At 39.6% G+C, this 14244-nt stretch carries 12 protein-coding genes and 1 pseudogene; 4 read left to right on the plus strand and 9 right to left on the minus strand.

The genetic code is table 11. The features are described from left to right. Window positions 1–249 precede the first annotated feature (249 nt). A complete protein-coding gene (locus tag LKE46_RS12520; protein WP_291722795.1) occupies window positions 250–1239 on the plus strand; it encodes a hypothetical protein in 990 nt (329 codons plus the stop codon). After that, on the plus strand, window positions 1236–1853 hold the full coding sequence (locus tag LKE46_RS12525) for a protein-glutamine gamma-glutamyltransferase (RefSeq protein ID WP_291722798.1): 618 nt from the start codon (window positions 1236–1238) through the stop codon (window positions 1851–1853). Before LKE46_RS12520 ends, LKE46_RS12525 begins: the two co-directional genes overlap by 4 nt. 6 nt (window positions 1854–1859) lie before the next feature. Here LKE46_RS12525 and malQ read toward each other — a convergent pair whose 3' ends face one another. Both malQ and LKE46_RS12535 read right to left on the minus strand, forming a co-directional pair. Then, a complete protein-coding gene (gene malQ, locus LKE46_RS12530; protein WP_291722801.1) occupies window positions 1860–3320 on the minus strand; it encodes a 4-alpha-glucanotransferase in 1461 nt (486 codons plus the stop codon). A gap of 28 nt (window positions 3321–3348) precedes the next feature. Continuing rightward, window positions 3349–4524: a pyridoxal phosphate-dependent aminotransferase gene (locus LKE46_RS12535; RefSeq protein WP_291725691.1), complete on the minus strand. Its 1176-nt coding sequence runs from the start codon at window positions 4522–4524 to the stop codon at window positions 3349–3351. Between the two features lie 145 nt (window positions 4525–4669). Here LKE46_RS12535 and LKE46_RS12540 point away from each other — a divergent pair, with 145 nt between their 5' ends. Both LKE46_RS12540 and LKE46_RS12545 read left to right on the plus strand, forming a co-directional pair. Further along, on the plus strand, window positions 4670–4828 hold the full coding sequence (locus tag LKE46_RS12540) for a hypothetical protein (protein WP_291722804.1): 159 nt from the start codon (window positions 4670–4672) through the stop codon (window positions 4826–4828). A gap of 6 nt (window positions 4829–4834) precedes the next feature. Next, window positions 4835–4969 (plus strand): hypothetical protein, encoded by a 135-nt coding sequence (locus tag LKE46_RS12545; RefSeq protein ID WP_291722806.1) that lies wholly within the window; start codon window positions 4835–4837, stop codon window positions 4967–4969. A gap of 42 nt (window positions 4970–5011) precedes the next feature. Here LKE46_RS12545 and LKE46_RS12550 read toward each other — a convergent pair whose 3' ends face one another. The 7 genes and pseudogenes from LKE46_RS12550 to LKE46_RS12580 form a co-directional block, all read right to left on the minus strand. After that, window positions 5012–5965: a D-2-hydroxyacid dehydrogenase gene (locus LKE46_RS12550; protein ID WP_291722809.1), complete on the minus strand. Its 954-nt coding sequence runs from the start codon at window positions 5963–5965 to the stop codon at window positions 5012–5014. 79 nt (window positions 5966–6044) lie between these two features. Then, a pseudogene (garR, locus tag LKE46_RS12555) lies at window positions 6045–6938 on the minus strand (2-hydroxy-3-oxopropionate reductase); the annotation flags it as partial. Between the two features lie 126 nt (window positions 6939–7064). Continuing rightward, window positions 7065–8588: a galactarate dehydratase gene (gene garD / locus LKE46_RS12560; RefSeq protein ID WP_291722812.1), complete on the minus strand. Its 1524-nt coding sequence runs from the start codon at window positions 8586–8588 to the stop codon at window positions 7065–7067. A gap of 3 nt (window positions 8589–8591) precedes the next feature. Next, entirely contained in the window at window positions 8592–9938 is a 1347-nt protein-coding gene (locus LKE46_RS12565) for an enolase C-terminal domain-like protein (RefSeq protein WP_363316023.1), read from the minus strand. 17 nt (window positions 9939–9955) lie between these two features. Beyond that, window positions 9956–11395: a DASS family sodium-coupled anion symporter gene (locus LKE46_RS12570; RefSeq protein ID WP_291722819.1), complete on the minus strand. Its 1440-nt coding sequence runs from the start codon at window positions 11393–11395 to the stop codon at window positions 9956–9958. Window positions 11396–11458: 63 nt separating this feature from the next. Further along, entirely contained in the window at window positions 11459–12808 is a 1350-nt protein-coding gene (locus LKE46_RS12575) for an enolase C-terminal domain-like protein (RefSeq protein ID WP_291722822.1), read from the minus strand. A gap of 146 nt (window positions 12809–12954) precedes the next feature. After that, a complete protein-coding gene (locus tag LKE46_RS12580; RefSeq protein WP_291722825.1) occupies window positions 12955–14244 on the minus strand; it encodes a DUF362 domain-containing protein in 1290 nt (429 codons plus the stop codon).

Below are 14244 nucleotides of genomic sequence, written 5' to 3' on the forward strand. Positions count from 1 at the left end.
CCCCCGTATTATTATAATTTACTGTGTGTATTATAGCATGGTTTTTAAGTGCGCTTGTTTTTGATTATATATTACAATTGAATAATTATGAATAATTGTTAAGCCATATTTACATTAGAATACATACTTTTTACATTGTTTAAGCTGTAAAACGTTTAATATGAGAATATTTTCTAATGAGAGGAATAAAAAAAACCTATAGAAATAAATATATATGGATAGATCTATTAAAGGAGATATTAGATATCCATGTACAATTCAGATCCCGACAGTTTAAATTTTTTAGACGGTGTGAGAAACAGCAAGGGTCCGGATGACCTGAAGGATTTTTTCAACCAGCTCTCCAGACAGAATCCGGATAAGGCAGATATTTTTATCAATGACAAAAAGCTGCAGTTTCCAACATTGTTTATTCTCAAAGATGAAATCAGAAGGACTGATTTATTCAGAAACCTGAATCAAAGAAACAAGATAGCCCTGCTGATTATAAAAAAGATACTTTCAGACAAAAAACAGAACACCCCTCAGGAAAATCTCTCCTTCAGACATATACACCTCATTCATTCAGTTTTAAGGTGGATATTGTCATCCGGAGCTTCCAGCGACGGCATAAGTGATGAATATGCCCGGGTACTGGATATCACTTCCGCAATCTTGACACAAATATACAGGGACAGTACACTGCTTCCCATTATGGCGGACATAATTTTTGAAAGACATAAAAAGGGCCTTTTGATTCACGATCTCATCTGGGCATTTTTCCAGTCTGCAAATCCCGAAAGTCTTATGATCATAGGTCAAAAATTACTTTCTGACCACAAAAAAGACGTTGAGCTGGCCTCAAAGCTGCTGAATTTTATACCTGAACTGGAGGAAAGTACAGGCAGAGCAAAAAAATACACCATCTTTTCAAACTGGATGAAGGAAAACAGTGCATTCTTGAAATATACGGGCGAAAGCTTTCATCAGACCTTCAAGCCGAGGCCCTACAGGGTAGTTCTAGAAGGGAAATATCTATGCAGGAACATATGCTGCGATACAGGAAAAGCCGTTTGCTGTCCCACTCCCGAGGAATACAGCCTTCTTGATGAATTCAAAAAGCTTGATGAAAATGTGAAGGTGCTTCTCTCGAATTTTTCCTTGAAAATACACAGCAGGAATATATATCTATGGGGTCTGTGGATACGCTCCCCTCTGGAGGATCAGATAAAAATAGCCAGAATAGGAGGAGTACAATGAGTTTTGAATCGAATTTGAGAAATAACATTGTAAATGCAGCCATAGCACTTGATAAAAGCAATTTGTCCTTCAGCACCTTCCGTAAATCCTACTGCAACGGGAACTACTGGGAGAGGACGCGGCAGGGGGGCTTTCTGCTGAAAGAAGGAGCAAGTCCCTCAGCTGCAATCAACGATATTTACAGAAACGGCAGTAAATACGGTACTGAATGTGCAACGGCAATAGTCATAGTATTTTACAAGGCCTGCCTTGACTCTTTTGGAAACAGGCTGTTTGATGCCGTATTACCCGATATATATTTAATGAACTGGCAAAATGTAGACAGGAATCTGGGACTTGCCACAATGGACATAGAAAATCCCCTGCCCGGAGACTGCCTGTACTTTAAAAATCCGCAGGTAAGTCCCCTAACTCCCGAATGGCAGGGGGAAAATGTAATTGACCTTGGGGAAGGGATGTACTACGGTCATGGTGTAGGAATAAGGACAGGCAATGAAATAGTTGACGCACTGAATTCAAACAGGGTAATGGGGGCAACTCAGTCCGCCTATCTTCTTGACTCCGCTACAAGACCGGATTTTGAACGCCTTGCCCATATAAAAGAGAGCAGCTAAAATATATTATCTTCCATAAATCTCTGTAATATTTTTGATTTTATGTGCCAGCTTTTCTGTAAGCCGTCCTCTTTTTATCCTCCACTTCCAGTTTTCCCCCATGGTTGACGGAGTGTTCATTCTGGCCCCATCTCCAAGTCCGAGATAATCCTGGAGCGGTATAACTGCAAGCTCTGCCACAGAGCTTAGGGCGCCTCTTATAAAACCCCAGTTGTATCCCTCTTCTTTACTCAATCCCAAATATCTTTTTGCAAAGTCGAAGTTCTCTTTTCCGGTATTTTGAATCCACCCCATGACAGGTTCATTGTCATGGGTTCCTGTATAGACAACACAGTTTCTTTCATGGTTGTGGGGCAGATAGATACTGTCTTTTGCTGAATCAAAGGCAAATTCCAGAACCTTCATTCCAGGATAACCCGACTCCTCACGTAATTTTATTACATCATCCGTAAGATATCCAAGATCCTCTGCTATTATATCCATATTCTTTATATCTTCTTTAATCTTCCTGAAAAATTCTATTCCAGGGCCTTTAACCCACTTTCCATTTGCAGCAGATTTCTCTCCGCGGGGTATCTGCCAGAAGGATTCAAAACCCTTGAAATGATCTATCCTAACCACGTCATACATATCCGAATTCTTTTTAAGTCTTTCCAGCCACCACCTATATCCGCTGCTTTTCAAATAATCCCACCTGTATACGGGATTCCCCCACAGCTGTCCCTTGTCCGAAAATTCATCCGGCGGACATCCCGATACTGCATCTGCTGAAAATACCTTCCTGTGTGACCAGGTATCTGCACTATCCTCCGCAGCGTAAATGGGAATATCCCCTATTATCTTTATGCCATTTTCATGTGCATAACTTTTAAGCTTATTCCACTGTTTGAAAAACATGTACTGCAAAAAAATCCAGAACTTCACATCCTGATCCAATTCTATTTTGCAGTGCTGAATTTCAGAGGGTTCTCCGGACCTTATGCCTTCACTCCAATACTGCCAGGGCTTTGAATCAAATTTCGTCTTGAGTGCCATATAGAGTGCATAGTCTTGAAGCCAGTAGCTGTTGTCCGCCCTGAATTTTTCAATATCTTTTTCATACTTTCCCCTGCTGTTTTCGTATGCAGCTTTCAGGACTTTCATCTTGTGCTCAAATATTTTCCCATAGTCGACTTTTTCAGGATCATTTCCAAAGTCAATGTTTTCGTATGCCGATTTGTCAAGGATGCCCTCTTCATTCAAGGTGTCAAGATCTATGAAATATGGATTTCCTGCAAAGGCCGAAAAAGTCTGGTACGGAGAATCTCCCATACCCGTAGGTCCAAAAGGAAGCACCTGCCAGTATTTTTGACCCGCTTCAGCAAGGAAATCCACAAATTCACAGGCACTTTTCCCAAAGGTTCCTATTCCATATGACCCTGGCAGAGATGTAATATGCATCAATATACCACTGCTTCTTCCATCCATTTTAAAGCCCCCTTGCAAATAATAAATTTTAAATATGCTGCAGGGCTTTTCCCATGCGTTCCAGAGCCATTTCTATTTTATCTACGGAATTGGCATAAGACAATCTCAGATATCCTTCTCCACAGCTTCCAAAACTTGCACCTGAAAGAGTCGCCACCCCTGCTTCATTCAGCAGATAATCTGCAAGCTGCCTGCTTTTCATGCCAGTATCTTTTATATTCGGGAATACATAGAAGGCTCCTTCTGGTTTCCTGCAGCTGATACCCTTTATGCTGTTCAGTCCGTCTACAATAACCTGTCTTCTTTTCTTGAATTCCTCAACCATCCTGTCAACCTGATCCTGCGGTCCTATAAGTGCCTCTATACCCGCAATCTGAGTAAATCCAGCAACGCAGGAATTGGAGTTTATCATGAGGTCCGTAACTTTTTGGGCAAGTTCCCTGTTCATTATTCCATAGCCGATTCTCCATCCTGTCATTGCATAGGTCTTTGAAAAACCGTCCAGGATAATTGTCCAGTCCTTCATGTAAGGAATGGATGCTATTGATTTTATTTGAATGTTGCCATAGTTTATTCTCGTATATATTTCATCTGACAGTATATATATATTCCTGCCTTTCACGGTTTGTGCAATGGAATTTATATCCTCCTCCGTAAGTACTCCTCCCGTCGGATTGGCAGGTGAATTTACAATTATAAGCTTTGTTCTGGACGTTATTTTGGATTTCAGCTCGTCTACATCCAGCCTGAAATTGTTATTTTCCCTGATATTCAATGACACAGGTGTACCTCCTGAAAATTCAATCATGGATTTATATATCGGGAATCCCGGGTCGGGATATATTACCTCATCACCGGAATTTACAAGTGACAATATGGTATAGAAAATAATAGGCTTGCCACCGGGCACAACTACAACTTCCTCCGGACTTGTTTTCACGTGCTTGTGTTTTTCTGTATAATCCGCTATCGCCTCTCTTAGTGGAAGATATCCCTGGGCTGCCGAGTAGTGTGTATATCCGCTGTCCAGAGCTTTCTTACCAGCTTCTATTATATTTTTCGGTGTATCAAAATCCGGCTCACCTATTTCGAAGTGTACTACATCAATACCCTGTCTCTCAAGCTGTTTTGCTCTCGAAAGCACTTCAAAGGCAGATTCTGTCCCTAGTCTTTCCATCCTATCTGCAAATTTATTTATAAACATCTTTTTCACATCCTCCCCCCAATTTCTAATGAAAACATTTTACTTTCTTGGAAGTATTATATCACAATATATATGTTTTCAAGTATAAATATACATTAAGTTGAACAATATAATAGTAAAAATAAAATAGGAGGGAAATTTACTTATGGCCAAAGCAGGTATGAGAAGACCGGATCCAAGTGATCCTCACGGTACTGAAAGCAATAAAAAAATGAAATTTCCAAAAAACAATGGCTCTCCTGTTGGAGAAATTCAGGGGAAGGCCAAGACCGGCAACAAAAAAGCCGATCCAATAGAGGAGTGATTCATAATGGCTAAAGACAGTCAGATAGACAAAAAGGAAGTAAGAGAGAGAAAATGCAGCGGACAGACACCTTTAACACGTGAGGCCCAAAATGGCAACCGGAATGCAAAGAAACATTCTATAAAAAGCAATCACAGTTAGAAAAACAATGCAGCTTTTAGAGCTGCATTATCTGTTTACTATTTAATATCCCGCCGATCGGTTTACAATATTCACAACATCTTTTCCACCGACAAAGGCCTCAAGATTACTTATAGCCAATCTTACAATTCTCTTATAAGTTTCATGAAGGCTGTACCCACCGGAAACATGCGGTGTAATGACAGCATTCTTCATCCTCCAGAGTCTGTGTCCTTCCGGAAGAGGTTCAGGATCTGTAACATCCAATGCGGCCCCTAGAAGATGTCCATTTTCAAGGGCATCACAGAGTGCATCAGTATCAATAGCATTTCCACGCCCGACATTAATAAGCACGGCATCTTTTTTCATCAGCTTCAGTGTCCTCTCATTTATAATCTTGTTTGTAAGCTTTGTAGCCGGCAGACTCAAAGTCACGATATCTGCCCGAGGCAGTAAAGTTTCAAGATCGTCCATGAAATGAAGCTCATCCAGATAATCCGGTTTGCTTGGATTTTTACGCCTAACTCCTATAGTATAGGCTCCAAGTGCCTTAACTCTTTTGGCAAATTCGCCTCCTATATCACCAAGCCCGATAATCAAAGCCGTAGATCTGTAAATTGATTTTACCTCTCCCTCATATTTCCATATATGTTTTGCCTGATCATCCCTGTACAAATGGAGCTTTTTATAAAGCTCGAATAAAACAGCAAGCATGTACTCGGATATTGCCAGGCCGTATGACCCGGATGCATTTGTAAGCACAGCATCCTCCGGAAGTACATCTTTATCTGTATATTTTCCTACTCCGGCACTTTCAAGCTGAAGCCATTCAAGATTTTCAGATCCCTTTACCATATCTACAGGTGGATTTCCAATAATAATATTGGCAGCCTGTACCTGTTCTCTTTCAACTGTTTTAGGTGTTTCATACACATAATCAGCAGATATATCTTTTTGCTCCAAAAGTTTTTTATTTTTTTCCTCAAGCGGAATCAGTACAAGAATATTTCGCTTCATAACTATTCACCTCTTGTTATCAAAATAATAAAGGCAGGCTCACTCAATACAAGCCTACCTCTATTTTAAACATATTCAATTATTTAGCAACTTCAACATTTGCCAATTTCTCGTAGAACTTTACAATAGCCGAGTGATCACTCTGTCCCTCACCGTCCAGGTGAAGATTTCTGAGTATCTCAAGCACCTGACTTGTAAGGAACAGCGGAGCACCCACTCCTGCTCCAGTTTCGACTGCATTGGTCAGATCCTTTATGTGAAGATCAATTTTGAATCCAGGTTTGAAATTTCTGTCAAGAACCATCGGTGCTTTTGCATCAAGTACAGTACTTCCTGCAAGTCCTCCACGGATGGCATTATAAATAAGCTCCGGAGATACACCAGCTTTTGTACCAAGTACAAATGCTTCGGACATGGCTGCTATATTAAGTGCAACTATAACCTGATTTGCAAGCTTTGTTACATTTCCAGCTCCAATATCGCCGCATAATACTACACTCGTACCCATTTTCAAAAGCAGATCCTTGAATTTATTGAAAGTTTCTTCTTTTCCCCCTACCATTATGGATAAAGTTCCATCAATAGCTTTTGGTTCTCCACCACTTACCGGGGCATCCAGCATATCTACTCCCTGTTTTTCCAGTTTTTCAGCCACTTCTCTCGAAACGAGAGGTGCTATGGAACTCATGTCAATAAGTACAGAACCCTTTTTTATTCCTTCCGCAACACCGTTTTCTCCAAAAACAACCTGTTTAACCTGTGGAGAATTAGGAAGCATTGTTATCACAACATCACTTTTCGATGCAACATCCTTTGCTGAAGTGCCAGCTTCGGCTCCAGTTTTTACGACTTCATCAACTGATGCTTTGTTAATATCGAACACTACAAGGTCATAGCCTGCCTTGACTAAATTCTTCGACATTGGTTTTCCCATAATTCCAAGTCCTATAAATCCTATTTTCATATGTTGATCCTCCTGTACTTTAAATTTATACTAACATTATCTTACTTTTGTATATACCAATCAATATTCATTTGCACAAATATCAACAGCCATCACCAATGTGTTTTATATATATGCATAAATAAAATTCAAAGATCATGTAATTGGAGCAGGATTGAATATTCCAAGAGCATTGTAAAGTCCATGAATATCTGCATAGGTTTTCTTTGTTCCACTGGCAACCCCCAGAATCAAATTAAATAATTCCCACCCTACTTCTTCGATGCTCTTTTCCCCGCTTGCTATTCTTCCTGCATCAAGATCTATCAAGTCATTCCATTTTTCCTTGAGAGTTGTATTGCTTGAGACCTTTATAACAGGTGCCACTCTTAAATTGTAGGTTGTACCTCTTCCTGTAGTAAATACTTGTAATGTCATGCCGGAAGAAAGCTGCATAGTACCACATACGAAATCACTGGCAGGCGTTGCAGCATAGGTCATACCTTTCTTTTTGATTCTCTCTCCAGGAGAAAGTACGTCAACTATGCTGGTACTTCCCGATTTGGCTACAGACCCCAAAGCTTTATCAACCACATTTGAAAGTCCTCCCTTTTTATTGCCTGGTGAGGGATTTGCATCTCTATCCACATGGGATTCGTCGAGATATCTATCATACCATTTCATTTCTCTTACAAGTTTTGCAAGGACTTCATCATTGGCTGTTCTCGGTGCCAGAAGATGAACCGCATCTCTAATTTCAGTTACTTCTGAAAACATTGCCTTCGCACCAGCCCTTACAAGTAAATCTGCTGCAAATCCAACAGCAGGATTTGCAGTGATCCCGGAAAATGCATCACTTCCACCACATTGAAGTCCAACTACCAAATCGGATACAGGACATTGAACACGCGTTCTGGAATTCAATTTTTCAAGTTTCCTGTCCGCCTTTCTCATTATTTCGTTAATCATCTCCTCAAATCCATGACATTCCTGTAAAATTACAAGATCATCATTTTCTATTCTGGGGAAAAGTATCGTCGGTACCAATTTTTCACACCCAAGGCATACTGTCAGCAGCTGACCTCCAAAATTTGGATTCCTCGATAAATTTCTTATGGTCCTTATGGGAATTTCTGCATTATCCCCATGTATGGCAACTCCACATCCATAAAGATGATTAAGTGCAACAACATCATCTACATTCCCGTATTTTGGAAGCAGCTCCCTCCTTATCTTGTCTATGGCAACATTGACTACACCTTCCGAACATTGAACAGTAGTTGTAATACCCAGTATATTTTTAGTTCCGACGCTTCCGTCTTCATTTCTATATCCCATGAAGGTATAACCTTCAAGTGGCTCGTAGTCATCAATCATATGTCCACTTTTCAGCTCATCAAGGGAATGCGCTTTTGGAAGCCGCACTTTATCTTCACGAAGCCAGCTGCCTTTTTCCAGATCACATTCTGCATATCCAATTATCTCGCCATATCTTATGATAGGCTCATCCTTTGATATATCCTTCAATACTACCTTGTTTGCCTGTGGTACATCAGAAAGAAGTTTAAGTCCATCATCAAATACAACTCCTTTTTTCAATCCATTCTTATTAGCTATTATAGCTACATTATCACTGGGATTGACTTTGATGTACAAAGGAAATATCTGTTCATCTTTCATTATCTATTCACTCCTTACCATGCACGGTTTTTTACTATCAAACTTCCATCCAGGGATCAAATACTGCATGGCCAGTGCATCATTACGATCTCCTGAATCCAGCCTTTCATAGAGTTTGTTTGCCTCTGATACTTTATCCATATCTATATCTATTCCCAATCCTGGCCTCTTTGGAACTTCTATATATCCGTTTTTAATACTCAGCGGATTTTTTACAATATGCTGGCCATCCTGCCAAATCCAATGTGTGTCCATTGCTGTAATATGTCCGGGTGCTGCTGCCGCAACATGTATATACATGGCAAGAGAAATATCAAAATGGTTGTTTGAATGTGAGCCCCAAGTCATCCCCCAGTCATTACACAATTGAGCAACACGTACTGAACCATTCATGGTCCAGAAATGGGGATCAGCAAGAGGTATATCTACAGCTCCCAGAATAATTGAATGATAATATTGAGGCCAATTTGTTGCAATCATGTTTGTAGCAACCTTGAAGCCTGTTGCCTTTTTAAATTCATTTATTATCTCTCTTCCTGAATATCCTCTCTCTGCTCCACATGGATCTTCAACATAAGATAATGTATTTCTCATATCTTTGCATAATTTTATCGCCTGATTCAGCGACCATGCACCATTGGGATCTATATTGAATACACATTCCGGAAAGGATTTCTTCAAAGCCATCATGGTTTCCATTTCTGCTTCACCTTTAAAAACTCCGCCTTTAAGCTTGAAATTCCCAAAGCCATATTTCTCCTTAAGTACCTGAGCTTCTTCTACAACAGCCTCCGTTGTCAAGGCAGATCTTCGCCTTGTTCTAAACCATATATCATTATTGTCAGATTCATCTATATATGGCAGATCCGTTTTATCCTTATCACCAATATAAAACAAATACCCTAATACAAGTACTTTATCTCTCTGAATTCCATCGCCAAGAAGTGAAGCCACCGGCAAATTCATATATTTCCCCAATAGATCCAAAAGTGCCGATTCTACAGCCGTTTCCGCTTTTACAACAAATTTCATATTCTTTAAATTTAATCCCTGAAGTCCCCTTCCATCATTTCCGGCAGCCTGATACCCTCCATTACGTATCAGATTTAATATATTTCTATAATCGCCTATCTGTCTGCCTATCACAAGTGGTATATAACTTTCCAATGTTTTCGTAATATCATTACCGCCATGTACCTCACCCAGTCCTATATTCCCGGAGTTATCTTTGAGTATTACTATATTACGTGTAAAAATCGGACCATGGGCTCCACTCAATGTCAAAAGCATACTGTCATACCCAGCTACAGGAATGACTTTCATATCTACTATTTCAGGTGTACCTCTCATCAACATACAACCTCCTTTTAATACATTCCTATCAATTTCCACCACGCCATTCCAAAAACAAGAAGAATTACGAGATGTACTATTGACACAATAAAACCAACAAACCACCAGGTTCTCTGTTCAACATATCCTTCAGAAAAATATACACCTCCCTGTGCTATCCCATAATGGGTCAGTCCTGAACTTAAAGCTGATATATCCACCAGTAAAAATACAGATAATACCGGAGGTGCACCAATACTCAGCAATATTGTTAGAAATGCTGTAAATAATGCTGTAAAATGCACCATATTACTTGCAAACAAATAGTGCAGATAATACATTGAAATACAAATTATGACTAATGCAGAAAGCCATGATATACCCTGTATATAATTAGTAACTATACTGCTTATCCACTTAATTATTCCCAGCTTGTTGAGCTGTCCAGCCATCATCATAAAAGCACCAAGCCATATAACAAGATTCCAGATCCCTCTTTTCCCGGTAAATTCTTCCCAGGATACAATTCCCGATGCTATTAATATTATCAGTCCCAAAACACTTACTGTTGTTGCGTCAATATTTAATTTAGATCCAAATATCCATAGGGCCACTACAATAATAAATACACCTACCACAAATTTTTCGGATTTTTTCATGGAGCCCAGCTGCCTTAAATTGTCGCTCATCAATTTTTCGACATTGTCCAGCTTTTTTATTTCAGGCGGGCATATAAAATAAATAATTACTGGTACAACTATAAAATTTATCAATACCGGTACTATGCCCACTAAAAGCCACAAACCAAAAGTTATATCTGTTTTCACTCCCAAGTCCCTGGCCATGGCAATAGCTAATAAATTTACTGCAGAAGATGTAACAAACAATGATGATGAAATAAGATTGCTGTGTATGGCTGTGAGCATTAAAAAAGTGCCTGCCTTCTTTTCCGTGCCATCCCCAGCTCTTGAGCCATAAGCTTCTGAAAGTGCCTTCGCAATTGGCAGTATTATTCCTGTAGATCTTGAAGTCGCACTTGGAATCAACATGCTAAGTATCCCTTCACATAGTACCAATGAATATCCGACGCCTATTGTCCTCCTTCCTATCTTCCTAATTATATTGTAAGCCAGACGCTTTCCAAGTCCTGTCTTTGTTATACCTATGGAAAGACAGTCCGCACAGACTATCAGCCAGATGAGTCCTTCACTATATGAAGAAAAAGCTTCTTTAGTTGTTATAATATGTGTACAGGTTAATATGAATATTCCAATAAAAGAAGCCAAGCCCAATGACACTGCTCCAAGAGCACATGCTACTATAATAGAAACAAATATCGCCAGGAGATACCAACCATTTATGGGCACTGAATCCGGTCTTGGCACAAGACAAATCAATATCCCAACCAGAATTGAAACCATCAGGGGCTTAAACCTGATATTGGGCTTGAATGATGATTCTACTATATTCGGCATGATAATTCTCTCCTTATAACAATTTAGCTAACACAACATGTGCTAGCTAATTAGAATTACATTTTATCTTACTAAGCATGGTTTTTTGTTGTTGAATTTCCAGCCTGGAATTAAATACTGCATTGCAACAGAATCATCACGGGCACCTAATGACATTTTATTATACAAGTTATTTGCTTTCTCAACCTGTTCCATATCTATCTCCACTCCAAGACCTGGTTTATCGGGAATATCTATCATGCCTCCAATAATTTTGAAAGGATTTTGGGTCAGATATTGACCATCCTGCCATATCCAATGGGTATCTATAGCAGTAACTTTTCCCGGAGCTGCAGCTGCTGTCTGTGCATACATTGCAAGTGAAATATCAAAGTGATTGTTCGAATGTGAACCCCAGGTAAGCCCCCAGTCCCTGCATGTCTGTGCCACTCTTACCGATCCTTCCATAGTCCAGAAATGAGGATCAGCAAGAGGTATATCTACAGAATGCATTTGCAGAGAATGTACCATTTGGCGCCAGTCAGTCGCTATCATATTTGTGGCTGTAGGAAGTCCAACTTCATTCCTGAATTCAGACATTACTTCACGCCCTGAAAATCCTTCTTCAGCACCACAGGGATCTTCTGCATACGCAAGAACTCCATTTAAATTTTTACACAAGTCTATGGCTTCACATAATGACCACGCTCCATTAGGATCAAGTGTAATACGTGCATCAGGAAATTTTTTATGAAGTGCAGTAACAGCCTCTATTTCCTTCTCTCCTTCAAGAACTCCGCCCTTAAGTTTGAAATCTTTAAACCCATATCTCTGTTCTGCTGCTTCTGCAAGCCTTACAACCGCTTCGGGAGTCATTGCTTCTTCTATACGTAAACGTGACCAGTCATCATTTGAGTCAGGTTCATTTACATAAGGTAGGCTTGTCTTTTTACGATCACCTACAAAGAAAAGATATCCTAAAACCTTTACTGATTTCCTCTGCTGTCCTTCACCAAGCAATTCACATACAGGCACCCCCAAAAATTTTCCCACGAGATCAAGAAGTGCAGCTTCTATTGCCGTCATCGCATGAATTGCAATTCTCATATCAAAAGTCTGAACTCCTCTTCCAAGGCAGTCCCTGCATGCAAAGGTATCTTTGATTTTATTAACTATTGATTTATATTTTCCAATACTTTGTCCAACAACTAATGGCGTTGAATCCTGTATTGTTTCACGTATTTTTTCACCGCCGGGCACCTCCCCAATTCCCACATTTCCAGAACTGTCTTTCAAAATTAAAATATTACGTGTAAAAAAAGGGCCGTGTGCTCCGCTGAGATTAAGCAGCATGCTGTCGTGACCCGCTACAGGAATAACTTTCAAGTCAGTAACAACCGGTGTATTTTTTATTGAATTTTGTTCATTTCCCATATCCTATCCCTCCAAAAATAATAACTGTAACAACGTTTGTTTGTAATTTAATTATCATACTTTTGATTATCTCAATCAATATTCAATTGCACAAACATTAATCCTTTACATCAATTCATTTTTATATATATGCCTAAAGATTATTTTTAAAGCAGATTCCCATCTTCATCAAATTTCACATACTCCGGTTCACTTTCTATTTCAATATCAGTATATTTTTTTATTTCGTCATAATAGGCCTCTGAAAGCATTATATGCTCAATATGCAAACTGTTTGGTATCCTGACTATTCTTGCATTTTTTTTATCAATATTTACACATGTTTTTATACAAAGCTGTATGGCCTCCCTGTCATCTGCCACTACGCAGGGTATTCTTGCCGATTCAAGTACAGTGCTTGTAATGCAATTTGGATATATTTTTTCAAAGTCAAGTTTATCAAACAATTTTTTCGTTATAACACTCGAAAGTCCAATTCCAAGCCCATTTCCATGAGATTTTTCGCTCAGGTCAAGCATGGCGGTCCTCTGTACCTTCACCCCACCAGATGCATATTTCGTGGAGAATGTACCTGTAATATTAGGATCCACACCTGTACCACTATAATTCTTGCCTATTTCATCGACAATAAGAACATCACATTCCCCGACTATTATTTTAGGCATGTTGGAAAATGCTTCCTTAAGCAGTTCCGGTTCTTTATCTGCAATTTCATCTGAGTCAATCCCCACTATTTTACACGTTTCATCAAAGGCGTTTTCTATACACGGTACTGCAAAAAGAATAGGTGCATTTTGAATTATAACTTTTCCAATTTGCTCTATATTTTTTCCTATATTCTGCATCCCCTGTGAATGTACCCGTTCTGCTCCCACCTGTTTTCCAAGCCCTACCGCCATCATCTTCATGATACCACTTTCATATTTTCCCCTGAATGCATTATGAGGCTTAATACGACAGGAAACTATGATACCGTCAGACTCAGCCGCATTTTTGTCTATAACTACTTCCCTTCCACCTTCCATAGTTCCAGCTGTTATGACTTCCATGGATGATTTAATAGGACATCCCAAAAACTCCTCCGTAATTCCATAACTTTCAAGCAGTTCCACCTGCCCCTCAGCAGTCGCCCCCCCGTGACTTCCCATTGCAGGTACTACAAATGGCTTAGCTCCCTTAGACGAAACAAAATCAGCTATAGCTTTGGTTATTATTGCAACATTTGCAACACCCCTGCTTCCAGCTGTAATGGCAATATTCATCCCTGGCTTGATCTTCCGTGAAAATTTCTCTCTGGAAAGTTCTTTTTCTACTACATAGGGTATATCTTCAGGTTTAATTAAAGGCCGCGGGAAAATCTGCCTAACTTTGAACATTCTCGGGATATAAACTCCATCCAGTAATTTGGACACTGCTCCTCCCTTTTTTATTTCCAT

The sequence above is a fragment of the Clostridium sp. genome, assembly GCF_022482905.1.
In the GTDB taxonomy this organism is placed as follows: Bacteria; Bacillota; Clostridia; order Clostridiales; family Clostridiaceae; genus Clostridium_B.